Raw genomic sequence first — 24,648 nt, forward strand, 5'->3', positions numbered from 1 at the left:
TCTACGAGGCTCCGGTGATCGCGCCGATCGCGCGGTCGGCCAGGCCGGGCGCGTCGAACGGCAGCCAGACCACCCGCGGGTCCCGCCGGAACCACGACTCCTGCCGCCGGGCGAACCTGCGGGTGGCGCGCACCGTCTCCGCCCGCGCCTGCTCCTCGGTCCACTCCCCGGCGAGGTACCGCAGCACCTGCGCGTATCCGAGCGCCCGCCCGGCCGTCCTGCCCTCCGCCAGGCCGCGCCCGGCGAGCTCGCGCACCTCGTCCACCAGCCCGGCCTCCCACATGCGGGCGACCCGGAGCTCGATCCGCTCGTCCAGGACCGGCCGCGGCACCTCGACGCCTATCTGCACGCTGTCGTAGACCGCGTCGTACGACGGCATGGTCGCGGAGAACGGCCGCCCGGACAGCTCGATGACCTCCAGCGCGCGGACGATCCTGCGGCCGTTGCTCGGCAGGATGTTCTCGGCGGCCACCGGATCGAGGCTCTTCAGCCGGTCGTAGAGGGGCGCCGGGCCGGTCTCGGCGAGTTCCTTCTCCAGCCGGTCCCGCGCGTCCGGGTCCGTGCCGGGGAACTCCAGGTCGTCGAGGACGGCCCGCACGTAGAGCCCCGACCCGCCGGCCAGGACGGGCACCCTGCCGCGCGAGCGCAGGTCCTCGACCAGCGGCCGGGCGAGCCGCTGGTATTCGGCCACGCTGGCCGTCCGGGTCACCGGCCAGATGTCCAGCAGATGGTGCGGCACCCCACGCCGTTCCTGGAGCGACAGCTTCGCGGTGCCGATGTCCATGCCCTCGTAGAGCTGCATGGAGTCGGTGTTGATCACTTCGCCGCCCAGGCGGAGCGCGAGCTCGACGGCCAGGTCGGACTTGCCCGCCGCGGTGGCGCCCACGACGGCGATCACAGGTAGCTGCCCCACACCCTCCAGTGTCCCAGGAACGGGGAGGTCACAGGTCCCAGTCGAGGGTGGGCGGCAGATGGCCTTCGAGGGTCAGCAGCCACCGCTTGGACTCCACGCCGTCGCCGCCGCTGAACCCGCCGAGGCCGTTGCTCGCCACGACCCGGTGACACGGCACGATGATCGGGATCGCGTTGCCGCCCATGATCGAGCCGATGGCCCGGGCCGGCACCCCCGTGCCGCTGCGCGCCGCCAGTTCGCCGTACGTCACCACCTCGCCGTACGGGACGGTGGCGTGCAGCGTGCCGAGGACCTGCCGCTGGAGGGGCGACATGAGCCGCCAGTCGACCGGGGCCCGGAACTCCTTCAGCTCGCCCCGGAAGTACGCCGCCAGCTCCTCGCGGACCGCGGCCGTACGGGCCGGGTCGTCGGCGGCCGGCATGCCGAGGCGGGCGGAGATGCGCGCCCTCACCCTGCCGCCGTCCCGGAAGTGCGTGGCGGCGACCCCGTCCGCGGTGACGGCGGCGAGCACGTCGCCCAGCCGGGTCGGGACGGTGGCGAACGCGACCGTGCTGCTGTCCATACGTCCATTCTGCCCATACGTCCAATCTGTGGGGCAGGCGAGCCGGGTAGGGTGATCGGGTGCTGGTCGCCGCGGCCGTCTGCCCGCATCCTCCGCTGCTCGTCCCGCAGGTCGCCGGGGCCGCCGCGGCCGAACTCGACCGGTTGCGCGCCGCCTGCGCCGAGGCGGTCCGGTCCCTCGTCGAAGCCGGTCCGGACGTGCTCGTGGTGATCGGCGGCGACGGCTCCCCGGCGTCCTTTCCCGGCGACGCCGCCGGGTCGCTGCGCCCCTGGGGGCCCGACGTCAGGGTCGGCCCGGCGGGCGGGGAACCGGTGCTGCCGCTGTCGCTCACGATCGGCCGCTGGCTGCTGGAACACTCCGCCGGCGCTCCCGAGGGGCGGTTGCCTCTGCGGTTCGAGGCGGTCGCCGCCGACGCGCCGACGGCCGAGTGCGCCGCGCTGGGCCGCCGCCTGGCCGGCTCGGCGGAACGGGTCGCGCTGCTGGTCATGGGCGACGGCTCGGCCCGGCGCGTGGAGAAGTCGCCCGGCTACGTGCATCCGGACGCCGTGCCGTACGACGACCTGCTCGCCGCGGCGCTCGGGTCCGGCGACTCCGGCGCGCTCCTGGCGCTGGACCCGGCCCGGGCCGCGGAGTTGTGGGTGGCCGGCCGGGCCGCCTTCCAGGTCCTGGCCGGTGCGGCGCACGGCGCGCCGCCGCCCGCCGCCGAACTGCTGCGCGAGGACGCGCCGTACGGCGTGGGCTACTTCGTGGCCCGCTGGCTCTGGTGAGTGGTCAGCCGCCCGCCTCGGCGCTCCGCCTGGGCACCGGCACCCGCATGAGGTCGCGGGCCGTGACCACCTCGCCCGAGTAGGTCTTGCGCACCTCGTCCACGAACCTGGGCTCGTCGGCCGTCGTGTACCGCTCGGAGAAGTGGGTGAGCACCAGGCGGCGCACCCCGCCCGCCGCCGCGATCCGCCCGGCCTGCTCCGCCGTCAGGTGTCCGTACTGCGCGGCCAGCGCGCTCTCACCGGACAGGAACGTCGACTCGATCACCAGCAGGTCGACGCCCTCGGCCAGGGCGAACGCGCCGTCGCAGAGGCGGGTGTCCATCACGAAGGCGGCGCTCTGGCCCGGCCGGGGCGCGCTGCAGTCCTCCATCGTGACCACCGACCCGTCGGGGAGGGTCAGCGAGCCGCGCCGCTGAAGCTCACCGATCATCGGCCCGCGCACGCCACGCCTGGCCAGCTCGCCGGGGAGCATGCGCCGCCCGGCCGGCTCGTCCACGCGGTAGCCGTACGACTGGACGGGGTGCGACAGCGGGCGCGCGGTCAGCGTCACCGGCCCCGACGGCCACCGCGTCAGCTCGCCGGAGACCGGCCGGGGAGTGATCACGTCCGTGTCCGCGAAGGCCGACGCGTTGCGCAGCCTGCGCCAGTACGTCTCGCCGCTCGCGGGGTAGGCCGCCCGCACCTCGTGGGCCACCTTGTCCCTGGCGATCCGCTGGACGACGCCGGGAACGCCCAGGCAGTGGTCTCCGTGGAAGTGGGTGACGCAGATCCAGGTGACGTCGTGGGCGCTCACCCCGGCGTGCAGCATCTGCCGCTGCGTGCCCTCTCCCGGGTCGAACAGGAACCCCTCGCCGTCCCAGCGCAGCAGGTAGCCGTTGTGGTTGCGGTGGCGCGTGGGCACGGCGCTGGAGGTGCCGAGGACGACGAGTTCACGTACGGACACACCGCCGATGCTAGGCCGGGAGCTGGCCCCCGGAGGACACCTCCGGAGATCGTTCCGGAGGGCGAAGTGCACCGCCCGAGCCCACCGCATATCTTGGATATTTGCCGAATTGCGCTGGAAATGGCACATCTGGAGTTCCCGGAAATCGGGGGAATCGGCGCTGAATTCCGTACCGCGTGGGCAGACTGGGGAGTCGAAACCGACACACCGCCACATGGAAGAAAACGACCTTGCCGGAAAACTCCCCCACCCCACGGCATCGGCGTGGCGGTAACACCGTTCTCGCTCTGACGGGCGCGATCGGTGTGACCGCGATCGCCGGACTCGGCGTCGTCCTGGCCGTCCTGCCCGGTCAGGACCCGGTGGCGTCCTCCGCCGCCCGTTCGGCCGCCGCAGGCCAGCGCTTCGGACGAGAAGGACCTCTCGGCTCCGCGGCACCGGGCCTCCCCGCCGCCGGCCCCTTCTTCTCGCAGTCCTGGAATACGCCGTCATCCGTCTCCGCGGACCTTTCATCGGATGCCGCATCGCAGCGGCCGGAAACGGCTCCGGAAAGCGCGCCGGGAGTTTCCGGCGAGTCCGCCGAAGAAGAGGGAGGCGGGGCGACCGGAGACGGCACGGCGGAGCGACAGCCGGCGGCGGCTGAGCGGGGGCTACCGCCCCTGCTGCCCCTACTGCCCCCTGGCCACGAGACCGGCTCGCCGGGATCGTTCGGGCGGGTCGTCCGGGCGGACGGCCCCTCCGGCCCGCCTCTGTCCGCCGCACGTCCCGGCGGGAGCGGCTCCAGCGGCACGGCAGGCCGTACCGGGACGAGAGACCCGGAGCGGCGGCGATCCGCGCGGACCGCTTCGCCCGGAAGCGCGAAGCCGGTCACGCACAAGCCGGACGCCCAGGGCTCGACCGGCCGGGATACCGCCGCTCGTAGCTCTGGCGCGGACACCGCGACTGGCTCTGGCGCGGGCGACGCGACGCCCCGGAACCCGGCGACCGGAGCCGCCACACCCGCCGGGAACGCGGCGGGCACGGCGGGCCGGGACACGGGCACGGGGACCTCTGCCGCGTCCCGAGCCGAGGCGGCCGGCGTGGCGCGCACCCGGATCCAGGACCCCTGCCTGCGGTTCCACGATCTGCGACGCGCCTATTGCTACGAGGTCCTGCGCCGCCTCGCCCGATGACCGCGTGCGGCCCGCCTACGCGGGCCGCCCTCGCGGATCAGATCAACCGGGTCGGTCGTGGTTCAGACGGCCGAGCAGGCGGACGGCTGCGCGGGCAGCGGGGCCGGGCGGCCGATGGTCGGCATGCCCAGACTGACCGCGCCGCCCTGCGGCGGCGCCGCCTGCCGGGCCTCCCAGGCGTCGCCCGCGCGGGTCCGCCGTACCGACAGCACCTTGTCGGCGACCAGGTGGTGCGGCGCGGCGTAGGTCACCTCGACGGTGACCATGTCGCCGGGGCGCGCGTCGACGGCGGCACCGGTGGCGGCGTCGGTGGCGGCGAGGTGGACGAGACGGTTGTCGGCCGCACGGCCGGACAGGCGGTGCGTGGCGTCGTCCTTGCGGCCCTCGCCCTCGGCGACCAGCACTTCGAGGGTGCGCCCGACCTGTGTCCTGTTCTCCGCCCAGGAGATCTCCTCCTGGAGCGCCACCAGGCGTTCGTACCTCTCCTGCACGACGGCCTTGGGCACCTGGTCCTCCATCGTCGCGGCGGGGGTGCCGGGGCGGATGGAGTACTGGAACGTGAAGGCGTTGGCGAAGCGCGACTGCCGCACGACGTCGAGGGTCTGCTGGAAGTCCTCCTCGGTCTCGCCGGGGAAGCCCACGATGATGTCGGTCGAGATCGCGGCGTCCGGCATCGCGGCGCGCACCCGCTCGATGATCCCGAGGTAGCGCTCGGACCGGTACGACCGGCGCATGGCCTTGAGAACCCGGTCGGAGCCGGACTGCAGCGGCATGTGCAGCTGGTGCATCACGTTCGGCGTCTCGGCCATCGCGGCGATCACGTCGTCGGTGAAGGCGGCCGGATGCGGCGAGGTGAAGCGGACCCGCTCCAGGCCCTCGACGTCCCCGCAGGCCCGCAGCAGCTTGCCGAACGCCAGCCGGTCGCCGAACTCCACGCCGTAGGTGTTGACGTTCTGTCCCAGCAGCGTGATCTCCAGGACGCCCTGGTCCACGAGGGTGCGCACCTCGTTGAGGACGTCGCCGGGACGGCGGTCCCTCTCCTTGCCGCGCAGCGACGGCACGATGCAGAACGTGCAGGTGTTGTTGCACCCGACCGAGATCGCCACCCAGGCCGCGTACGCCGACTCACGGCGGCTCGGCAGCGTGGAGGGGAACGTCTCCAGCGACTCCCTGATCTCGACCTGGGCCTCTTCGGCGATCCGGGCCCGCTCCAGCAGCACCGGCAGCGAGCCGATGTTGTGGGTGCCGAAGACGACGTCCACCCAGGGGGCGCGGCGGACGATCTCGCCCTGGTCCTTCTGCGCCAGGCACCCGCCGACCGCGATCTGCATGCCCTCGCGGGCCATCTTGATCGGCCGCAGGTGCCCCAGGTTGCCGTAGAGCCGGTTGTCGGCGTTCTCGCGTACGGCGCAGGTGTTGAACACCACGACGTCCGGCGTCTGCCCCTCGGCGGCCCGGACGTATCCCGCGTCCTCCAGCAGCCCCGAGAGCCGCTCGGAGTCGTGCACGTTCATCTGGCAGCCGTAGGTCCGCACCTCGTAGGTCCGGGTCGCGCCCTCGGCGTCCGGTGTGGTCACAGTCTGTGTGGTCGCACTCATCGCACTACAAGGGTAGGCGCTTCCCCGCCCCCGCCGAACCCGAACATCGCGCGCTCGGGCGGGTGCGGACCCGCCTGACATGACCAGGGCTCGCATCCGCCATTACCCAGGCTTGTGAAAAGTGCAAATGTCCTTTTATTGAGTGATTCATGGCTGTGTGGTGCCCTTTTGTAGGCATAGACCACGCTTCCCACGGATTGGCCTTGACCCGATGTCGAACTGGAACCGATCATCCGTTCTCCTCCGCAGGACGGTCGGTTACTCCGCCGCCGCGGCACTGCTCTGCACCGGGGTCAGCGTGCTCTTCCTCGTCTTCGTGGGCGGCAAGGACGCCGACGCGGCCCGGGATCGCGTCACCGGGGCGTGGGACCGAGCGGTGCCCCTCATCAGACAGGGGTACCTCCCCGCCGAGCTGCCGGCGGGCAGGGACATCGCGATCCAGGTCCTGGACACCCGGCACCAGGTCGTCTCGGCGACGCCGCAACTCGCGGGCAGGCCCCCGATGGCCACCTTCCACGCGACCAGCGCGAGCGTGCACGCCGAACGGGTGCTGTGCCCTCCGGCCGGGCTGAAGGGCTGCATGACCGTCTTCTCGTACAAGGTCTATCAGCCGGACGGGCCCTGGATCCTCTATGTGGCGGTGCCCACGGTCCCCTGGTACGGGAGCACCGAGGCGCTCTCCTTCGCGATCGGCATGTCCCTGCTGGCGACCGCGATGACGGCCGCCGGGACGTTCTACGTCACCAGGAGGGACATGAGTGCGGTGGACGTCATCCGCACGGAACTCGCGGAGATCACCGCCACCCATCTCCACCGCCGGGTCCCTGTGGCGCACAACCACCAGGAGGAGATCAAGCTCCTGGCCGGAACGGTGAACGACACCCTGGACCGGCTCGAAGGCGCCTACAAGCAACTGCGGCAGTTCACCTCGGACGCCTCCCACGACCTGCGCAGCCCCCTCACGGCCATGCGGGCCCAGCTCGAAGAGGCCCTCATGCATCCGCACGACATCGACTGGCCGAGGACGGCCACGGCGGTGCTCGCCGGAGTGGACCGGCTTCAGGCGATCGTGACCGACCTGCTGACCCTGGCCAAGCTGGACGCGCGCGCCCCCCTCGACCTCCGTCCGACCGACCTCGGCCGGCTGGTCAACAGCGAACTCGACCGCCGCACCTACCGAGTGGAGATCGTGAGGGACCTTCAGCGGAACGTCATCGTCGACTGCGACCGGCTGCGGATCACCCGGCTCCTGGTGAACCTGCTCGACAACGCCGCACGGCACGCCGCCTCGCAGATCACCGTCAGCGTGCGGGCCGACGGGCCGACGGCGACGCTGGAGGTCCTCGACGACGGCGCCGGAATCGCACCGGAGGACCGGGAAAGGGTCTTCGACCGCTTCACCCGGCTGGAGGCCTCACGCCACCGGGACGCAGGGGGGACCGGGCTGGGACTGGCGATCGCACGGGAGATCGCGGAGGCGCATCAGGGCACCTTGACCATCCAGGACAGCGAACGGGGAGCCCGGTTCGTCCTGCGCCTCCCCGTCCGGAAAGCGCCACAGATCGCAGGCCGCAGCGAGCATCACGCCGGCCACAGCGATTTTCTCGGTCTCCCGGTCCCGCGGTGAGCCGGACGGCGACGCCGTCCGGCGAACGGCTTCCGGCGTCGTAGGACGTCCTGGGACATTGTCCTATTCATCTGGGCATATCGGTCGCTAGCCTGAGCCCGATCCAGTGGTCGCGCCGGAGGCGCGCGAAGGAGGCGGGGCGCGCGCCGGAGGCGCGCGAAGGAGGCGGGCGGTGCGGCGTACGGCGTGGGCGGTCTGCGCGCTGAGCCTGCTCCTGGTCGCCGCGGCCCTGGTGCTGGGCCACCGGAACGGCGCCGGGCTGTTCCCCCAGAACCACCTCCTCTCCGTCGCCGTCTGCGCGGTGGTCGGCGGCCTGATCACCGCAGCCCGTCCGGGCAACGCCGTCGGGTGGCTGATGGCGGCCTGCGGGCTGTGCTTCGCGCTGCTGGACGCGACCGGGCACTACGCGCTGGCCGGGCTGCCGCTCGCGGGCCCGATGGCCTGGCCGCAGACGTGGCTTTGGGTCCCGGCCAACTTGTCGGTCGCCGCCGTGCCGGCGTTCTTCCCGTCGGGACGGCCGTCGTCGCCCGGGTGGCGGGCGGCCCTGTGGGCGCTCGCCGCGGTCGCCGCCGTGATGACCGCGGTCAGCGCCCTCCTGCCCGGCCCGAGCCACCAGATCGGCTGGGGCACGCCGCTGCCCAACCCCCTCGCGGTGCCCGCGCTCGCCGCCGTCGCCCCGTTCGTCGAGCCGCTGACGACCGCGCTCATGGGCGCGCTGTTCCTCGCGGGCGCGGGCGATCTCGTACGGCGGGCCAGGCGCGGCGACGCCGGCGAAAGGGCCCAGCTCAAGTGGCTCGCGTACGCCGCCGGGCTCGCCGGGCTGATCGTCGCGGGCCGGCTGGCCGCGGGGCTCACCGACGGCGACCCGCGCTCCATCTGGCCCGTCACCAGCGCGTTCTGGGAGGTCACGGGGACGTTCGCGGCCTGCCTGCTGCCGGCCGCCGCCGCGGTCGCGGTGCTGCGGCACGGCCTGTTCGACATCGACCTCGTGATCAACCGCACGCTTGTCTACGTGCTCCTGTCGGCGTGTGTCTTCGGCGGCTACGTGCTCGTGGTCACCTATCTCGGCGCGGTGTTCCGCGCGGCCGGCGGGCTGCCGGTGTCGGTGGCCGCCGCCGGGGTGGTCGCCGTCGTCTTCGCGCCGCTGCGCGAGCGGCTGCAACGCGCCGTCAACCTCGTGATGTACGGCAGGCGGGACGATCCGTACGCGGCTCTGGCCCTGCTGGGCAGGCGCCTGGAGGAGGCGGCGGAGCCGGGTGCGGTGCTCGCCGCGGCGGCGCGGTCGGTGGCGGAGGCGCTGCGCCTGCCGCACGTCGCGGTCGAGGTCGCCGGCGGGCCGACCCACGCCTACGGAGTGCCCTCCCCCGGAACCGTACGGCTGCCGCTCGCGCACCGGGGCGAGCCGGTGGGCGACCTGGTCCTCTCTCCGCGCCCGGGCGAGAGCGGACTCGGCGCGAGGGACCGCCGGGTCCTCGCCGACCTCGCCCGGCAGACCGGGATCGCCGTGCACGCCGTGCGGCTGTCGGCCGACCTGCAGCGCTCACGCGAACGGCTCGTGGCGGCGCGTGAGGAGGAACGGCGGCGGCTGCGGCGCGACCTGCACGACGGCCTCGGGCCGACCCTGGCCGCGCTGACCATGCGGGCGGAGGCCGTGCAGGACATGGTGGACGATCCGGACGCCCTGGCGATGCTCGAAGAGATCATGACGGACGCCCGCACGGCGATGGCCGACGTACGGACGCTGGTGGAGGGACTGCGGCCGCCGGCCCTCGACACGCTGGGCCTGGCCGGGGCGATCAGGTCGCACGCGGCCCGGCTGCCCGGCGCCGAGGTCGGCGTCGAGATCGACGGGACCCTCCCGGCGCTGCCCGCCGCCGTGGAGGTGGCGGCGTACCGGATCGCGGCCGAGGCGCTGGCGAACGCGCGCCGCCACGCCGGGGCCGGGCGGGTGCGCGTACGGCTCGGCATGGCGGGCGGGGGCCACCCGGGCGTGCTCGAAGTGGAGGTGGCCGACGAGGGCGGTGAGCCGTACGCGGTGGACGCCGGTGACCCGGCGTCCACCCGGCCCGGGGTCGGCACGGCGTCGATGCGCGAGCGGGCGGCCGAGTTGGGCGGCACCTGCGACATCGGCCCGCGGCCTGGGGGCGGGACACGGGTGCTGGCCCGCCTCCCGGTCCAGAACGTCACCCGTGACACCGCCCCCGGCACGGCGCGGGACACGGCCGGGAACAGAGCCGGGAACAGAGCCGGGAACACGACCCGGGACATCGCGCCGGGCACGGCGGGGGGCACAGTGCCGGACACGGCGCGGGACACGATGCCGGACACGGTCCGGGAGTCAGGATGGGAGGCGGGCGATGGAGCCGATCCGCGTGCTGCTGGTTGACGACCACGCGGCCTTCCGGGCGGGGCTCCGCGCGCTCCTGCGGCCGGTGGAGGAGACGGAGGTCGCCGACGAGGCGGCCAGCGGCGAGCAGGCCCTCGCCCTCCTTCCCCGCGTGCAGCCCGACGTCGTGCTGATGGACCTCGCCATGCCCGGCATGGGCGGGGTGGCCGCGACCGAGCGGATCACCAGGGACCACCCGCACGTGCGGGTCCTCGTGCTCAGCATGGCGGACGACGACGACGCGGTCTTCGCGGCGGTGCGCGCGGGCGCGCGCGGGTACGTGCTCAAGGGCGCGCGGCGGGCCGAGCTCGTACGGGCGATCCGGGCCGTGGCCGAGGGCGAGGCGATCTTCGGCCCCGCCCTCGCCGGACGGCTCATGGGCTACTTCTCCGGCCTCGGCAGGACGCCCGAGCCCAGCTTCCCCGAGCTCACCCCGCGTGAGCGGGAGATCCTGGGCCTGGTCGCCGGCCACCTGACGAACGTCCAGATCGCGGCCCGGCTCGGGCTGAGCCAGAAGACCGTGCGCAACCACGTGTCCAGCGTCTTCGCGAAGCTGCGCGTGGCCGACCGGGCCGAGGCGATCATGCGGGCCAGGGAGTCGGGCCTCTGACGGGCTCTCCGGAGCGCCCCTCGGAGGCGGGCGCTCAGGCGGCCCGCCAGTCCTCGACGGGCATGCGCAGGACCTTCAGGGCGACCGTGCCGAAGGCGGCGAGGTGGAACAGGGACCCGATGGCCTGGACGGCCGGCGGCTGCCCGAGCGTGAGGAACGGCCCGCAGATCCCCACGAGCGCCGCCACCGGGACCCACCAGGGCGCGCGCCGCACCGCCGCCAGGCCCGTCAGGAGCACCAGCAGGCCCACGTGGGTGAGGAAACCCGGCAGGAGGACGCCGTACACGAAGCCGCCGAGCGCGCCCGCCACCTCGGTCACCCGGGCGGCCGGGGCGTCCGGGAGGCTGAGCGCCAGCGCCAGGTCGTAGAAGTCGGTCATGAACAGGCAGGCGGCGGTGACCGCGCCGGTCAGGCCGACCGCCGCGCCGATGTTGCCGGTGCGCGGCGCGCGGTGGCGCAGCAGATGGGCGAGCCCGAGGACCACCGGGACCAGGCAGACGGTCGCCCACTGGAACAGCAGCGCGCTGGTCTGCACCTGTACGGGGCTCGCGCGGAACACGGCGGGATCGTGCTCGGTGCCCGGCGGCGAGGTCACGAAGGCCAGCCCGAGCAGGACGGGCCACGCCAGCATGGCCGCGGCCGCGACGGTCTTCCTGAACAGATCCGGATTTTTCAGCATCTGCGCTCCTATGCGACAAGGGGATCGGCAGGAGCCAACCGGGACCGCGTCCCGGGCCGCATGGGGCGGACCGTCCGGACAAACCGGGAGTGATGTCCTGAGCAGCCGGGATGTGATCTATTCGGTACCGGCCCGTTAGTGACGGCGCGACGTTGACGCCCCTACGTTGTTGACCATGACGGAGATCAGTGGTTCCGATCCGCTTGTCAGGCTGGAGGGAGTCAACAAGCACTTCGGTCCCCTGCACGTGCTCAAGGACATCGGCCTGAGCGTGGCCCGGGGCGAGGTGGTCGTCGTCATCGGCCCGTCCGGCAGCGGCAAGTCCACGCTGTGCCGGGTGCTCAACCGGCTGGAGACCATCGACTCCGGAAGCATCGTGTTCGACGGGCGGGAATTGCCCGCGGAGGGCAGGGCGCTGGCCCGGCTGCGCTCCGAGGTCGGGATGGTGTTCCAGTCCTTCAACCTCTTCGCCCACAAGACGATCCTGGAGAACGTCACGCTCGGCCCGACCAGGGTGCGGAAGATCCCCCGGCAGCAGGCCGAGCAGCGGGGCATGGAACTGCTCGAACGGGTCGGCATCGCCTCGCAGGCGGCGAAGTATCCCGCCCAGCTGTCCGGCGGCCAGCAGCAGCGGACGGCCATCGCCCGCGCGCTGGCCATGGACCCCAAGATGATTCTTTTCGACGAGCCCACCTCGGCCCTCGACCCGGAGATGGTCCAGGAGGTGCTCGACGTGATGGTCGGCCTGGCCAAGGACGGCATGACGATGATGGTCGTCACCCACGAGATGGGCTTCGCCCGCCGGGCGGCCAACCGCATCGTGTTCATGGCCGACGGCCAGATCGTCGAGGAGGGGTCGCCCTCGGAGTTCTTCACCAAGCCGAGCACCGAGCGCGCCCGCGACTTCCTCTCCAAGATCCTCACGCACTGATCCCAGCTCACGACATGCTCCACAAGAAGCGAAAGGTGATGCGGATGCGATTCGCAGCCGGCTTGCTCGCGCTCGCCGCCCTGGCCACCGGCCTGACGGCCTGCGGCGGTTCGGGGGCGAGCTCGATCGTCGACAAGGCGAAGGACGACAAGAAGCTCGTGATCGGCGTCAAGATCGACCAGCCGGGCTGGGGACTGAAGAAGCCCGACGGCGGCTACGCCGGGTTCGACGTCGACGTGGCGAAGTACGTCGCCAAGGAGCTCGGCGTGCCGGAGAGCGGCATCACGTTCAAGGAGGCCCAGTCGGCCAACCGCGAGCCGTTCATCCAGCAGGGCCAGGTCGACATGGTCATCGCGACCTACTCGATCACCGACGAGCGGAAGAAGAAGATCTCCTTCGCTGGGCCGTACCTCGTCACCGGGCAGGACATCCTCGTCCGCGCCGACGACACCTCGATCACCGGGGTCGAGTCACTCAAGGACAAGAAGGTCTGCGGCGCGCAGGGATCGTCGTCGCCCAAGCGGCTCGCGGAGAAGTTCGGCCCCGACTGGGAGTCCAAGAACCTCACCCAGCAGCAGGGCTACGGCGCCTGCCTGCCGCTGCTGGAGAACAAGCAGGTCGACGCCATCTCCACCGACGCCACGATCCTCGCCGGGTTCGCCGCCCAGTTCCCCGGCAAGTTCAAGCTGATCGGCCAGCCGTTCAGCGAGGAGAGGTACGGCATCGGCCTCAAGCTGGACGACAAGGCCGGCCGCGACGCGATCAACAACGCCATCGAGAAGTTCTTCAAGGACGGAAGCTGGCGCAAGGCCATCGACACGAACCTCGGCGAGTTCGGCAAGTACTTCACGACGCCGCCGTCCGTCGACCGGTACTAGGACACCGACAGGGGCACTGGAAGGAGGCCGGCGGTGGAGGCCGTGGTCGACGAGCTTCCCGTCATCCTCGGCGCGTTCTGGCTGACGGTGAAGCTCACGGTGGTCAGCGGGCTGATCTCGCTGGTCTGGGGGATCGCGCTGGCCGCCATGCGGGTGAGCCCGCTGCCGGTGCTGCGGGGGGCGGGCGCGCTGTACGTCAACGTGCTGCGCAACACGCCCCTCACACTGATCATCGTGTTCTGCGGCCTCGGCCTGGGCACGGTGATGGACGTCCAGTTCTCCGACGACCTGTCGCTCAACAGCTTCTGGCTGTCGATCATCGGGTTGTCGGCGTACACCTCCGCCTTCGTCTGCGAGGTCGTGCGGGCCGGGATCAACACCGTGCCCCTCGGCCAGGCGGAGGCGGCCCGAGCGATCGGCCTGACGTTCCTGCAGACGCTCCGCCTGGTGATCCTCCCCCAGGCGGTGCGCACGGTCATCGCGCCCCTCGGGAGCCTGCTGAACGCGCTGGTCAAGAACACGACGGTCGCCGCGGCGATCGGCGTCATGGAGGCCGCGCTGCGGATGAAGAACCTGTTCGACGCCCACGGAGACGCGATCATCCCCATCTTCCTCGGCTTCGCCGCCGGGTTCGTCGTGCTGACCCTCCCCCTGAACCTGCTGTCCGGCCGGCTGGCGCGGCGCCTGGCGGTGGTCCGATGACCGAGCGCGGCGCCACCGTCCTCTACGACGTCCCGGGCCCGCGCGCCCGCCTGCGCAACAACGCGCTGACCCTCGCGTTCGGCGTCGTCCTGCTGCTGGTCGCGTACTTCGTCTGGACGAAGTTCGACGAGAAGGGCCAGTGGAAGGGCGAGCTGTGGCAGCCGTTCCTCCGGGCCGACACCTGGACCGAGCTGATCCTGCCCGGACTGCTGAACACGCTGGTCGCTGCCGCGCTCGCCGCGGTGCTCGCGCTGCTGTTCGGGGCCGTGTTCGGCATCGCCCGCCTGTCGGACCACCGCTGGGTGCGGATCCCGGCCGCGGTGGTCGTCGAGGCCTTCCGCGCGGTCCCGGTGCTCATGCTGATCTTCTTCGCGCAGTACGGCGGGAGCCTGGCCGGGCTGGTCGTGACCGAGTTCACGGCCGTGGTCTTCGGTCTCACGGTCTACAACGGGTCGGTCCTGGCTGAGATCGTCCGCGCGGGCATCCTGGCGGTGCCGCGCGGCCAGGCCGAGGCGGGCTACGCGATCGGCCTGCGCAAGAACCAGGTGATGCGACTGATCCTGCTGCCGCAGGCGGTCACCGCGATGATGCCCGCCATCGTGAGCCAGCTCGTGGTGCTGCTCAAGGACACCGCGCTCGGGTTCGTCGTGGCGTACGCCGACCTGCTCAACGCGGGCGCCCGCGTCGTGCCGGCCAACTACGCCAACCTGATCCCGTCGGTCATCGTCATCGCGGCGGTCTACATCGCGATCAACCTGGCGCTCGGCTATCTCGCCGCCTGGCTGGAACGGCGCAGCCGGCGCAGCAGGAAGGTCACGGCCGATCCGGCCGCCGCCGAGCGGGCGGGCGGCGAGGTCGCCTTCGTCCGCTGAGCCCGCGCTCCCGGGTCAAGGGAGTTTTGCCGTGTCGCTGCTGGCGGCGGCGCGTACGCGACCTCGATATTGAGCGCGTGTGGCGTGGCCTCGCCGTGATCGGCGTCCTGGCGGCCGGATGCCTCGCGGGGTGCGGGGGCGACGGCAGGCTGGTGATCGGTGTGCGCCCGGGGCAGCCGGGGCTGGTCACCCGGATGCCCGACGGGCACTTCGGCGGCTTCGACGTCGAGGTCGCGCACTACGTGGCCCGGGCCCTGGGCTACCGCGACGACCAGATCGTCTACACGGCCGGCACGGCAGACGCGGACCTCGTCGTCGGTGTCACCGGCCCGGCGGGCTCCCGGCCGATCGCCGGACCGTACCTCGTCACCAGCACCGACGTCCTCGTCCGGGCCGACGATCTGTCGATCAGACGGCCCCGCGACCTGGCCCGCAAGCGGGTCTGCGCCACCCGGGAGTCCGCCGCGCCGCTCGTGGCGAGGTTCGGCGCCCGCTGGCGGCGGTTCTTCCTCGCCGAGGCGAACCTGCCCGCCGCCTGCGCGCCGCTGCTCGCCCGTGGTGGCACCGACGCCATCGTGGCCGACGCGCCCGTGCTCGCCGGGCTGTCGGCGCGGTATCCCGGCAGGTTCCGGTTCAGCGGCAGGCCGCTGTCCACCGAGAAGTACGGCATCGCCACCAGCACGGCCGCCCTGCGCGACCAGGTGAACGACGCGCTGCGCCGGATGTTCGAGGACGGCAGCTGGAACCGGGCCGTCATCGACCAGCTCGGCGTCCTCGCCACCCGCTACACCACGCCCCCGTCCCTGGACCGGTGACGGTGCGATCGGTGGCCGTACGCCGCCGGCTATCCCTTCAGCTGCGCGAGGAGGGTGCGCATGCGGTCGACCTCGATGCGCTGGTCCCCGTCAACGTGGGTGACGAACTGGTTGATCTCCGATTCGCCGCCTCCCCCGTCGCCGAAGAGCCGCTCGACCATCGTCAGCGCGCCCATGTGGTGCTGGATCATGTCCTCGTAGAAGAGCCGGTCGAACCGCGCCCCCTTGGCCTGCTCCAGCTCGGCGAACTGCGCGTCGGTGAGCATGCCCGGCATGGGCTCCCCGCCGCCGTGGTCGTGCCCGGCGCCGGAGCCCACGCTGGGCACCTGCTGGAGCCGGGCCCTGAGCCAGCGCACCATCTGGTCGATCTCGTCCTGCTGGGAGATCTCGATCCGCTTCGCGAACCGGGGAAGGTCCTTGCTCTCGCTGCGGCCGGCGACGAGCGCGGTCATGCGCAGGGCCTGGGAGTGATGCCGGATCATCCCCTGCATGAACCGCACGTCGGCGTCGGTGTACTTCTGGTCCTCGGAGCGCGGCACCTCGCCGGCCGGCAGGACCTTGCTGCCCTGGCCCGGCGCGCCCGGCTGCACGATGTTCACCGCGGGAGTCCGGGAGGCCCTGGGGGCCTCCGTCTCCGCCGTACAGGCACTGATCGCGGTGGCCGCCAGCGCGAGCACGAGGAGCCCCCGGTACGGGGTGGAGGAGATCATGACCGTACGCTCGCTTGCTTCGAGGGCTGGGGGAACACCGGCGAAACCGGAGGATACGTAGGGGTATAGCACATTCGCCCCATATCCGGTTAGTGCCCACCAAAGGCCGCGCCGACGGTGCTTCCCCGCCGCGGCGGCCGGGGTTATCGGGCGAACTCGGTGGCGCGGGACTCGCGGACCACGGTGATGCGGATCTGACCGGGGTAGGTCAGCTCCTCCTCGACCTGCTTGGCGACGTCCCGGGCGATCACCTGGGCCTGGATGTCGTCGACGTTGTCGGGCCGGACCATGACGCGGATCTCCCGGCCCGCCTGCATGGCGAACACCTTGTCCACCCCGTCGTACGACTGGGCGATCTCCTCCAGGCGCTCCAGCCGCTTCACGTAAGCCTCAAGGGACTCGCGCCGGGCGCCCGGCCGGCTGCCGCTGATCGCGTCGGCGGCCTGGGTGAGGACGGCCTCGACGGTCCTGACCTCCACCTCGTTGTGGTGCGCCTCGATGGCGTGGACGACGTCCTCGTGCTCGCCGTACCGGCGGGCGATCTCCGCGCCGATCATCGCGTGGCTGCCCTCGACCTCGTGCGTGAGCGCCTTGCCGATGTCGTGCAGGAGAGCGCACCGCTTGACGAGGTCGCGGTCGAGCCGCAGCTCGGCGGCCATGATCCCGGCGATGTGCGCCGACTCGATCAGGTGCTTGAGCACGTTCTGGCCGTAGGAGGTGCGGTAGCGCAACTGCCCGAGCAAGGTGATCAGCTCGGGGTGCATCTCGGTGATGCCCAGCTCGACCAGGGCGTCCTCCCCCGCGCGTACGCACAGGTCCCGCACCTCGGCCTTGCTGCGCTCGTGGGCCTCCTCGATGCGCTGGGGATGAATGCGCCCGTCGAGCACGAGCTTCTCCAACGTCAGCCTGGCCGTTTCCCGGCGAACCGGGTCGAAGCACGACAGAAGCACCGCTTCGGGCGTGTCGTCGATGATCAGATTGACGCCGGTGGTGGACTCGAAGGCCCGGATGTTGCGGCCCTCGCGGCCAATGATCCGGCCCTTCATCTCGTCGCCGGGGAGGTGGAGGACGCTCACGACCGACTCGGCCGTCTGCTCGGTGGCGACCCGCTGCACGGCGAGGGTCACGATCTTGCAGGCGCGCTTCTCGCCCTCCTTGCGGGCCTCGCTCTCGATCTCCCGGACGATCAGGGCCGCTTCCCGCTTGGCCTGGTTCTCGATCTCCTTGACCAGCTCGGCCTTGGCCTGGTCGGCCGTCAGGCCCGCGACCCGCTCCAGGATCTCCTTGCGCCGCTCGGCCACCCGCTCCAGATCCTCGCGGCGGTCGGCCAGCTCCGTCTCTGTCTCGGCCAGCTTGCGGGCCCGCTCGGCCTGCCTGCGCGCCTCCTCGTCGAGCCGCTGCTCACGCTCGGCCAGCCGGTTCTCCCGCCGCTCCAGGTCGGAGCGCAGCTCCTTGAGCTCGGTCTTGAGGAGGCGCGCCTCCTCCTCGACCTCCTTGCGCGTGAGCGCCGCGCTCTCGGCGAGCGACTCGGACTTCTGGAGGATCTCCCCCGCGTCCCGCTCCGCCTTCGTACGGATCTCCTCGGCCTCCCGCCGGGCCCGTTCGAGCTCCTCGTTGACCTCGGCCTTGACCTCGGCGAGCTGCTCGGGTGAGGGACCGGACGGCGCGGCGACTCCGGCGGTGCGGCGTACGACTATGAAAAGGGCGGCGATCATCACGAGAGCCAGCAGCACCACCGCAACCGCAAGAACGATCACGATCGTGTCCATGCGCGCTCACCCCTATCGCCTCACGACAACCTCATGGCAGGGGTCACACGCGCAGCACGGCAGAGCCCGGTGGCGTCACCAGGACAAATATCGTCACATCGCCCGGACACCCCGAAGGGTGGCCGATATGGCCCGAAGGCCGGCCAAAGTCCTCGTCCGTCGTGGTTCACCGTTATGGCAATCCGCGCTGCGCGGAGTAACTCCTCACTGCGGTCGAGATTAAGCGTCAGAGAGGTAACGAGCAAGCAAAGATGCCCTGTCAAGCGACTTTTGCATGGTGCTATAGCTCACTCGAAGCTGTCGGGAAGCCCATCGGAGGGTATGCCCTCGGCCTCGATCGCCTCCCGGACGATGCGGAACGCCAGGCCGGGTGAGTATCCCTTGCGGGCCAGCATGCCGACCAGCCGCCGCATGCGCGCCTGCGGCTCCACCCCGCGCGTACCGGCCAGTTTGCGTTCCACCAGCCTGCGCGCGGTCTCGGTCTCCTCGTCGGGATCGAGCCGCTCCAGGGCGTCCTCGACCGTCTCCTCGGCGACGCCGCGCCGCCGCAGTTCCTGCGCCAGCGCGCGCCGGGCCAGGCCGCGTCCGGCGTGCCGGGAGGTCACCCACTCGGCGGCGAACGCCTCGTCGTCGATGAGCCCGACCTCGGAGAACCGCTCCAGCACGGCGTTCGCCGCCTCCTCGGGCACGTCCCGCTTGCGCAGGGCGTCCGCGAGCTGGGCCCGGGTCCTGGGCGCCATCGTCAGCAGCCGCAGGCAGATGGCCCTGGCCACCGCCTCGGGATCGGCCGGCGGCCCCTCGCTCGCCGCGCCGCCCTCCCGCGGCCCGTCCGGCAGCCACCCGCCGGACCGCTCACGCCGCTCGCCCCGCGCCCTCCGGCCTCGGCGAGTTCCCTGGCCTCCTCGGCCTCCCAGCCCTCCCGGCGCTTCCCGATCCCCGAGCCCGCCCCGGTTTCCCAGCGCCTCCCGGTCCCCGAGCCCTTCCCGGTCCGGTGCTGCCGGCGCTTCCCGGGCTCCCTGGTCCGCCTGTGCTTCCTGGCCGTCCGGGGCTCGCCGTTCACTCCTGCGGATCTGCGCCCGCAGGGCGGCGATCGTCGCGGACGCGTCGTCGGCCGGACCGGCCGACTCCTGGACCGGCCCCCAGGGTCCCGAGTTCCAGTCCCCCGGCCCGAACTCGTCGTCCGGGCCGGAGGGCTCGTCGCGCCTCATGCCTGCGCTCAGACGTCACCCGGCTTGGGCGCGGCGGCCGCCTTGCTGCCCCGGCCGGACGCGGACGCGGACGCGGTCGCTCGGCCCGACGTGGGCGCGGGCGCCGTGGCGGCCGGAGCGGCGGGAGTCTCGCTCGGCGTGTCGAGCCGCGGCCCGACCCCCAGCTTCTCCTTGATCTTCTTCTCGATCTCGTTGGCGATGTCGGGGTTGTTCTTCAGGAAGTTGCGGGCGTTCTCCTTGCCCTGCCCGAGCTGGTCGCCCTCGTACGTGTACCAGGCGCCCGCCTTCCGCACGAACCCGTGCTCGACGCCCATGTCGATCAGACCACCCTCGCGGGAGATGCCCATGCCGTAGAGGATGTCGAAGTCGGCCTGGCGGAACGGCGGGGCCATCTTGTTCTTGACGACCTTCACCCGGGTCCGGTTGCCGACCGGCTCGGTGCCGTCCTTGAGCGTCTCGATCCGGCGCACGTCCAGCCGCACCGACGCGTAGAACTTCAGCGCCTTGCCACCCGTGGTGGTCTCGGGGCTTCCGAACATCACGCCGATCTTCTCGCGGAGCTGGTTGATGAAGATGGCGGTCGTCCGGGTCTGGTTCAGGGCGCCGGCGATCTTGCGCAGCGCCTGTGACATGAGGCGGGCCTGGAGACCGACGTGGCTGTCGCCCATCTCGCCCTCGATCTCCGCCTTGGGCACGAGGGCCGCCACGGAGTCGATCACGATGATGTCGACGGCGCCGGAGCGGATCAGCATGTCGGCGATCTCGAGGGCCTGCTCACCGGTGTCCGGTTGGGAGACGAGCAGCGCGTCGACGTCGACTCCCAGCTTCTTCGCGTACTCGGGGTCGAGGGCGTGCTCGGCGTCGATGAAGGCGGCGATGCCGCCGCCCTTCTGGGCGTTGGCCACGGCGTGCAGGGCGACCGTCGTCTTACCGGAGGACTCCGGACCGTACACCTCCACGATCCGGCCCCGGGGGAAGCCGCCGATGCCGAGAGCCACGTCGAGAGCGATGGCGCCGGTGGGGATGACCTCGATCGGGGCACGCGCGTCGTCTCCGAGACGCATGACGCTGCCCTTGCCGAACTGCCGCTCGATTTGCGCGAGGGCGGTCTCAAGGGCCTTCTCGCGGTCGTTGATTGCCATTGGGTGCCCCCTGGAGGGTGGTCGTCTGCTCGGTCACCGAAAAGCTACGGGGTGCGACCGACATTTTCCTGAGCTTCCCGCACACCGCCCGGAGGGCGGGTACGGCGGTCCGCCGCGTCCGGGCGCCGCGCGCGGCGCGCACCCCATGGGCGACCAGACCAATATAGCCGAACGACTGTTCGATCACATGAGGAACCGCCGCCGGTGTCGGGAAACCGGCCGGAGTTCCCGGCGGCGTTACATTCCCGGGCGTTACCCGTTCATGGTTGTCGTCCCGTTGACCTGCGACGATCCTTGTAACAAAGCTGGATCTCCCGCGAAGGGGGCCTCGTGACGGGCACCGGCGACTTTGGCAGGCAGCGCCTCGCCTACCTGGAGGCACTCGCCGCCCGGCTCCCCGGCTACGGCCTCGCCGCCCGGCTGATCGGCGGAGACACCCCCGTCCTCTCCGTCTGGCACCCGGAGACCGGCAGGCAGACGATCGTCTTCGCGATCCCCTCCGGGGAGGGCTGGGTGTTCCTGTGGGCCCCGGGCGGACAGGAGAGCGCCGACGATCCCGGCCGCGCGGCCGAGACGATCCACTCGACGCTCACCCGGCCGCTCTGACCCGCCGGGACCTCGCTAGAACCCGCCGAGCCCGGTCCCGTACGCGGTCAGCGCAGGACTTCGCCCAGCCTGACCCGGGCGCCCGTACGGAGCACCGCGCGCTGGTACACCCGGGAGGCGAACAGCAGCACGCCCACGACCGCCACGATCATGAGCGCCACGGCGATGAGAATCTCTCCCAGGGGAACGCCGGTGGCCGCCGTCCGCACGGGCATGACCATGGAGGAGAACGGCGGCACGAGCGACAGGACGCGCGCGACCGTGCCGGTGGGCTGGACGGCGGCGAAGTAGGCCGTCACGTAGGTCAGCATCATGAGCGTGGTCATCGGCGTCAGCACCGTGTTCAGCTCCTCCTGCCTCGACACCAGCGAGCCGAAGGTGGCGGCGAGCACGGCGAAGAACGCGTAGCCCAGCACGAACCAGACCAGCGCGCTGACGACGATCCCGCCCATTCCCGGCGGCAGGTCGGCCGCGAAGCCGGTCGCGGCCGACGCGGCCAGCCCGGCGGCGACGACCACGGCGAGGTTGACCAGCCCCAGGACGCCCAGCCCGACGATCTTTCCGCCCAGCAGCTGCCACGGGCGCACCGAGGTCAGCAGGATCTCCACGATCCGGCTGCCCTTCTCCTCCACCACGCCCATCGCGACGTACATCGAGGAGTAGATGAACAGGAAGAACAGCACCATCACGAGCAGCGTGGCGATGCCGGTGCGCACGCCCTGGTACCGCGCGTCGGCGCCGACCGACTCCACCCGCAGCGGCGTGACCGTGACCCCGGCCGCCCTGATCTGCTCGTCCCGGTGGACGCTTTCGAGGATCAGCCCCAGCCGCTGGTCGAGCTCGCCGTTCGCGATGACCCTGTCACCGCCGATCAGGGCCGCGTCGACGTCTCCGCCGATCACCGCCTTCCGCGCGGCCGCCTCGTCCGGATACCGCGAGTAGGAGAGCTGGGTGACGGGCGCGGGGGCCGGGCCCACCACACCGACGTCGAAGGTGCCGTCGCCGCCGAGCGCCTTCGGCAGGAACGCCAGCGCGGCCACCAGGATCGCACTGATCGCCAGGCTGATCAGGAAGGACTTCGTCCGGATCCGCGTGCGGACCTCCCGCTGGGCCACCAGCAACAGCCCGTTCATGCCACCGCCTCCCTGAAGATCTCGGTGAGGGTCGGCTGCCGCCGCCCGAAGTGCTCGACCGTCCCCGCGCCCATCGCCGTACGGAGGACGGCCTGGTCGTCTCCCTCCTCGCAGAGCAGGACGTCGCGGTCGCCCTCGCGGGCGATCCTGCCGGGCAGGCCGTCGGCCCACCCGGGCGCGGCGTCCCGGACCACGACGCGCAGCACCCCGCGGCCCTCCCGCTCCCGTAGCTCGGCGACCGGGCCGTACGCGACCATCCGGCCCGCGGAGATGATGCCGACCGAGTCGCAGAGCCGTTCGACCAGGTCCAGCTGGTGGCTGGAGAAGATGACCGGCACGCCCTCGGCGGCGCGGTCCTTGAGCACCTCCGCCAGCGCGTCGACCGCCAGCGGGTCGAGGCCGGAGAACGGCTCGTCGAGGATCAGCACCGTCGGCTCGTGGACGAGCGCGACCGCGAGTTGCACGCGCTGCTGGTTGCCGAGCGACAGCGCCTCGACCGCGTCGTCGCGCCGCTCGACCAGGCCGAGCCGTTCGAGCAGGGCGTCCGTGGCGGTGCGGGCGGCGGCCGGGGCGAGGCCGTGGAGCCGGCCGAAGTACTCGATCTGCTCGGCGACCTTCATCTTCTGGTAGAGGCCGCGTTCCTCCGGCATGTAGCCGAACGCGCGCCGGTCGTCGTAACCCAGCGGACGCCCGTCGAGCCGCACCTCCCCGGAGTCGGCGCCGAGCACGCCCATCACGATGCGCATCGTCGTCGTCTTGCCCGCGCCGTTGGCGCCGACGAAGCCGAACATCTCGCCGGGCCGTACGGTGAAGCCCACCCCGTCGAGGGCGGTCTTGTCTCCGTAGCGTTTGCGCAGTCCGTCGATCTCAAGCACGGGGGGTTGCCTCCATGATTCGCCGGAGCACGTCCATGTAGTTCTCGAACGCCGCCCGTCCCCGCTCGGTCAGCGAGAGCCAGGTGCGCCCCCGCTTGCCGACGAAGGTCTTCTCCACACGGACGTAGCCGGCCTCTTCGAGTGTGAGGACGTGCTTGCTGAGCAGTGAGTCGCTGACCTCGATCGTGTCGCGGAGGAAACGGAAATCGGCCTTCTCGGCGGCGGCCAGCGCCGCCACGATCGACAGCCGCACCGGGGCGTGGATGATCTCGTCGAGCTCGTGACGCGGGTGCGCGGTCATCGGTCCCTCGTCAGCGGGGCCCCCGCGGGCGAGTCCCTCATCAGGAGGAGCCCGCCGTACACCAGGGGCAGTCCGGCGAGCACCGCCAGCGCGAGCAGCACCACTGTCGATCCCACCGTGAGGGTGGGCGGCATCAGCCAGACGCCGTAGACGAACGGCAGCGCCATCGTCACCACGTACGCCGCCTCGACGGGCTTCCTGACCCGCTTCAGCAGCCGGTCGTGGACCCGCAGCCTGGCCCAGTACACGCAGAGTGCCACCGTCAGCGCGATCCACCCGAGCCCGCCGATCAACGGCCACACGCCGCCGCCGAGGAACATCACCGGCCAGTAGACCATCGTGGCCAGCCCCACGAGCAGGTACGCCCGCCCGGGGCCGCGAGCGGACCGCCTGACCTGCCGGTCCACCCGCCCGATCTCCCGGAGAGCCTCGTCGGGAGTGAAGTGATCTCCACTCATGCGCTTCCTCCCCATTCATCCGATCAACACGATAGCAAACGCTCAACCGGCGTTCAAGTACTTGCCATGGGCGACTGACCGTCGGAGACGGAAACCGCCCGGGAGAGTGGCGTGATCGCGAGGCGGAGGAGGAGGTGGCGGCCGGCGTTGGTGCGGGCCCGCGGCCTGTTCAGCGGTGCGACGCCGATGCCACGCGGCAGTGCGTCAGCGCAGTTTGGGATCGACGTCGACCGCCTGGCAGACGGCCTGCCAGACCTGCTTCGCCGCCACGCCTTCGGCGAGGGCCTGCTCGACGGTGCGCCCGCCGAGACCGGCGAGGACGTAGTCCTTGGCCCACGACTCCGCGTACGCCTCGCCGAAGTGGCGGCGCATCCTGTTCCAGAAGTCGGTGAGGCGCATGCGTTCAGTATGGCCCCCTAGGCGGAATGGCCTCACCGCCCTCGGCGACCGTGACGCCGCGCCCATCCCGTCACATCACGCGGGCGCCGTACATCTCGCCGAGGGGGTCGGCGAGGAGTTCCAGGCGAGCGCCGTCCGGGTCCCGGAAGTAGATCGAGCTGCCGCTCTCCTCCTGGTACGGCACGCCGGCCGCGTCGAGCTTGCCGCGCAGGCGCTCCCACGTCGCCCGCTCCACGGAGATCGCGATGTGGTGGAGGCCGCCGAGGACCTCCTTGTACGGCTCCAGGTCGAGTCCGGGGAGGTCGAAGAAGGCCAGCAGGTTCCCGTTGCCGATGTCGAAGAAGAAGTGGTTCGACCCTCGGTAGTCGCGGTTCTCGAAGATCTCGGTCAGCGGGAACTCGAGGAGTTCGTGATAGAAGCGGATGGTCCGCTCGACGTCGGATGAGATCAACGCGAAGTGGTGCAGGCCCCTCGCGCTGCTTGCGGCACGGCGCTCGCCGAGGTAGCGCTCCCGGATGCGGGTGCGCGCCACCTCGACGGCCGCGTAGTCGATTTCCATACTCAAGAAGATTGTCCTGTTTTGCCCTCGTCA

25 protein-coding genes are annotated in these 24,648 nt (G+C 71.7%); 10 read left to right on the forward strand and 15 right to left on the reverse strand.

Annotation, left to right across the window (positions count from 1 at the left end):
• Position 1 precedes the first annotated feature (1 nt).
• Positions 2-913, reverse strand: a complete 912-nt coding sequence (gene miaA / locus FED44_RS18310; protein WP_117409342.1) for a tRNA (adenosine(37)-N6)-dimethylallyltransferase MiaA — start codon at positions 911-913, stop codon at positions 2-4.
• A gap of 28 nt (positions 914-941) precedes the next feature.
• Entirely contained in the window at positions 942-1,475 is a 534-nt protein-coding gene (locus FED44_RS18315) for a methylated-DNA--[protein]-cysteine S-methyltransferase (protein ID WP_117409343.1), read from the reverse strand.
• A gap of 59 nt (positions 1,476-1,534) precedes the next feature.
• On the opposite strand from FED44_RS18315, the gene FED44_RS18320 reads away from it, so the two are divergent.
• Entirely contained in the window at positions 1,535-2,242 is a 708-nt protein-coding gene (locus FED44_RS18320) for a class III extradiol dioxygenase subunit B-like domain-containing protein (RefSeq protein WP_138461403.1), read from the forward strand.
• 4 nt (positions 2,243-2,246) lie between these two features.
• Here the strand turns inward: FED44_RS18320 and FED44_RS18325 are convergent, their stop codons facing one another.
• Together FED44_RS18325 and miaB are read right to left on the reverse strand one after the other, a co-directional pair.
• Positions 2,247-3,185, reverse strand: coding sequence for a ribonuclease Z (locus FED44_RS18325; protein ID WP_138461404.1), 939 nt, complete (start codon positions 3,183-3,185; stop codon positions 2,247-2,249).
• Between the two features lie 1,234 nt (positions 3,186-4,419).
• Positions 4,420-5,955 (reverse strand): tRNA (N6-isopentenyl adenosine(37)-C2)-methylthiotransferase MiaB, encoded by a 1,536-nt coding sequence (gene miaB, locus FED44_RS18330; protein WP_117409346.1) that lies wholly within the window; start codon positions 5,953-5,955, stop codon positions 4,420-4,422.
• A gap of 211 nt (positions 5,956-6,166) precedes the next feature.
• Here miaB and FED44_RS18335 point away from each other — a divergent pair, with 211 nt between their 5' ends.
• The 3 genes from FED44_RS18335 (at position 6,167) to FED44_RS18345 (ending at position 10,578) form a co-directional block, all read left to right on the forward strand.
• Positions 6,167-7,582 carry a sensor histidine kinase gene (locus FED44_RS18335; RefSeq protein WP_138461405.1) on the forward strand — a complete coding sequence of 472 codons (1,416 nt, stop codon included), beginning with the start codon at positions 6,167-6,169 and terminating at the stop codon, positions 7,580-7,582.
• Positions 7,583-7,754: 172 nt separating this feature from the next.
• Positions 7,755-9,968, forward strand: coding sequence for a sensor histidine kinase (locus FED44_RS18340; protein WP_138461406.1), 2,214 nt, complete (start codon positions 7,755-7,757; stop codon positions 9,966-9,968).
• Entirely contained in the window at positions 9,940-10,578 is a 639-nt protein-coding gene (locus FED44_RS18345) for a response regulator transcription factor (RefSeq protein ID WP_117409349.1), read from the forward strand. The genes FED44_RS18340 and FED44_RS18345 overlap by 29 nt, the downstream gene beginning before the upstream one ends.
• A gap of 34 nt (positions 10,579-10,612) precedes the next feature.
• Here FED44_RS18345 and FED44_RS18350 read toward each other — a convergent pair whose 3' ends face one another.
• Positions 10,613-11,257 carry a hypothetical protein gene (locus FED44_RS18350; protein WP_138461407.1) on the reverse strand — a complete coding sequence of 215 codons (645 nt, stop codon included), beginning with the start codon at positions 11,255-11,257 and terminating at the stop codon, positions 10,613-10,615.
• A gap of 175 nt (positions 11,258-11,432) precedes the next feature.
• On the opposite strand from FED44_RS18350, the gene FED44_RS18355 reads away from it, so the two are divergent.
• From FED44_RS18355 to FED44_RS18375, 5 genes are all read left to right on the forward strand, one after another.
• On the forward strand, positions 11,433-12,188 hold the full coding sequence (locus FED44_RS18355; protein ID WP_117409351.1) for an amino acid ABC transporter ATP-binding protein: 756 nt from the start codon (positions 11,433-11,435) through the stop codon (positions 12,186-12,188).
• Between the two features lie 38 nt (positions 12,189-12,226).
• On the forward strand, positions 12,227-13,066 hold the full coding sequence (locus FED44_RS18360) for a glutamate ABC transporter substrate-binding protein (protein ID WP_117409366.1): 840 nt from the start codon (positions 12,227-12,229) through the stop codon (positions 13,064-13,066).
• Positions 13,067-13,099: 33 nt separating this feature from the next.
• Positions 13,100-13,768: an amino acid ABC transporter permease gene (locus FED44_RS18365; RefSeq protein ID WP_117409352.1), complete on the forward strand. Its 669-nt coding sequence runs from the start codon at positions 13,100-13,102 to the stop codon at positions 13,766-13,768.
• Complete coding sequence (locus tag FED44_RS18370; protein ID WP_117409353.1) at positions 13,765-14,640, forward strand: amino acid ABC transporter permease; 876 nt, start codon at positions 13,765-13,767, stop codon at positions 14,638-14,640. Before FED44_RS18365 ends, FED44_RS18370 begins: the two co-directional genes overlap by 4 nt.
• Before the next feature lie 77 nt (positions 14,641-14,717).
• Entirely contained in the window at positions 14,718-15,455 is a 738-nt protein-coding gene (locus tag FED44_RS18375; RefSeq protein WP_138461408.1) for a type 2 periplasmic-binding domain-containing protein, read from the forward strand.
• A 29-nt stretch (positions 15,456-15,484) separates the two neighbouring features.
• Here FED44_RS18375 and FED44_RS18380 read toward each other — a convergent pair whose 3' ends face one another.
• The 4 genes from FED44_RS18380 to recA form a co-directional block, all read right to left on the reverse strand.
• Positions 15,485-16,165, reverse strand: coding sequence for a DUF305 domain-containing protein (locus FED44_RS18380; protein ID WP_138461409.1), 681 nt, complete (start codon positions 16,163-16,165; stop codon positions 15,485-15,487).
• A 143-nt stretch (positions 16,166-16,308) separates the two neighbouring features.
• Positions 16,309-17,934, reverse strand: coding sequence for a ribonuclease Y (rny, locus tag FED44_RS18385; protein ID WP_138461410.1), 1,626 nt, complete (start codon positions 17,932-17,934; stop codon positions 16,309-16,311).
• 287 nt (positions 17,935-18,221) lie between these two features.
• Entirely contained in the window at positions 18,222-19,142 is a 921-nt protein-coding gene (locus FED44_RS38470; protein WP_138461411.1) for a regulatory protein RecX, read from the reverse strand.
• Positions 19,143-19,150: 8 nt separating this feature from the next.
• Positions 19,151-20,284, reverse strand: a complete 1,134-nt coding sequence (gene recA, locus FED44_RS18395; RefSeq protein ID WP_117409358.1) for a recombinase RecA — start codon at positions 20,282-20,284, stop codon at positions 19,151-19,153.
• Between the two features lie 330 nt (positions 20,285-20,614).
• Between recA and FED44_RS18400 the strand changes: the two genes are divergently transcribed.
• A complete protein-coding gene (locus tag FED44_RS18400) occupies positions 20,615-20,890 on the forward strand; it encodes a hypothetical protein (protein ID WP_117409359.1) in 276 nt (91 codons plus the stop codon).
• A gap of 47 nt (positions 20,891-20,937) precedes the next feature.
• Here FED44_RS18400 and FED44_RS18405 read toward each other — a convergent pair whose 3' ends face one another.
• The 6 genes from FED44_RS18405 to FED44_RS18430 form a co-directional block, all read right to left on the reverse strand.
• A complete protein-coding gene (locus FED44_RS18405) occupies positions 20,938-22,023 on the reverse strand; it encodes an ABC transporter permease (RefSeq protein ID WP_117409360.1) in 1,086 nt (361 codons plus the stop codon).
• Positions 22,020-22,898, reverse strand: a complete 879-nt coding sequence (locus FED44_RS18410) for an ABC transporter ATP-binding protein (RefSeq protein WP_117409361.1) — start codon at positions 22,896-22,898, stop codon at positions 22,020-22,022. Before FED44_RS18410 ends, FED44_RS18405 begins: the two co-directional genes overlap by 4 nt.
• Positions 22,891-23,199 carry a winged helix-turn-helix domain-containing protein gene (locus FED44_RS18415; RefSeq protein ID WP_117409362.1) on the reverse strand — a complete coding sequence of 103 codons (309 nt, stop codon included), beginning with the start codon at positions 23,197-23,199 and terminating at the stop codon, positions 22,891-22,893. The genes FED44_RS18410 and FED44_RS18415 overlap by 8 nt, the downstream gene beginning before the upstream one ends.
• A complete protein-coding gene (locus FED44_RS18420; protein ID WP_138461412.1) occupies positions 23,196-23,657 on the reverse strand; it encodes a hypothetical protein in 462 nt (153 codons plus the stop codon). The genes FED44_RS18415 and FED44_RS18420 overlap by 4 nt, the downstream gene beginning before the upstream one ends.
• Before the next feature lie 204 nt (positions 23,658-23,861).
• Positions 23,862-24,056, reverse strand: coding sequence for a DUF3046 domain-containing protein (locus tag FED44_RS18425; RefSeq protein ID WP_117409364.1), 195 nt, complete (start codon positions 24,054-24,056; stop codon positions 23,862-23,864).
• A gap of 70 nt (positions 24,057-24,126) precedes the next feature.
• On the reverse strand, positions 24,127-24,615 hold the full coding sequence (locus tag FED44_RS18430) for a VOC family protein (protein WP_138461413.1): 489 nt from the start codon (positions 24,613-24,615) through the stop codon (positions 24,127-24,129).
• Positions 24,616-24,648: the final 33 nt, after the last annotated feature.

The sequence above is a fragment of the Microbispora triticiradicis genome, assembly GCF_005864065.1.
Classification (GTDB): Bacteria; Actinomycetota; Actinomycetes; order Streptosporangiales; family Streptosporangiaceae; genus Microbispora; species Microbispora triticiradicis.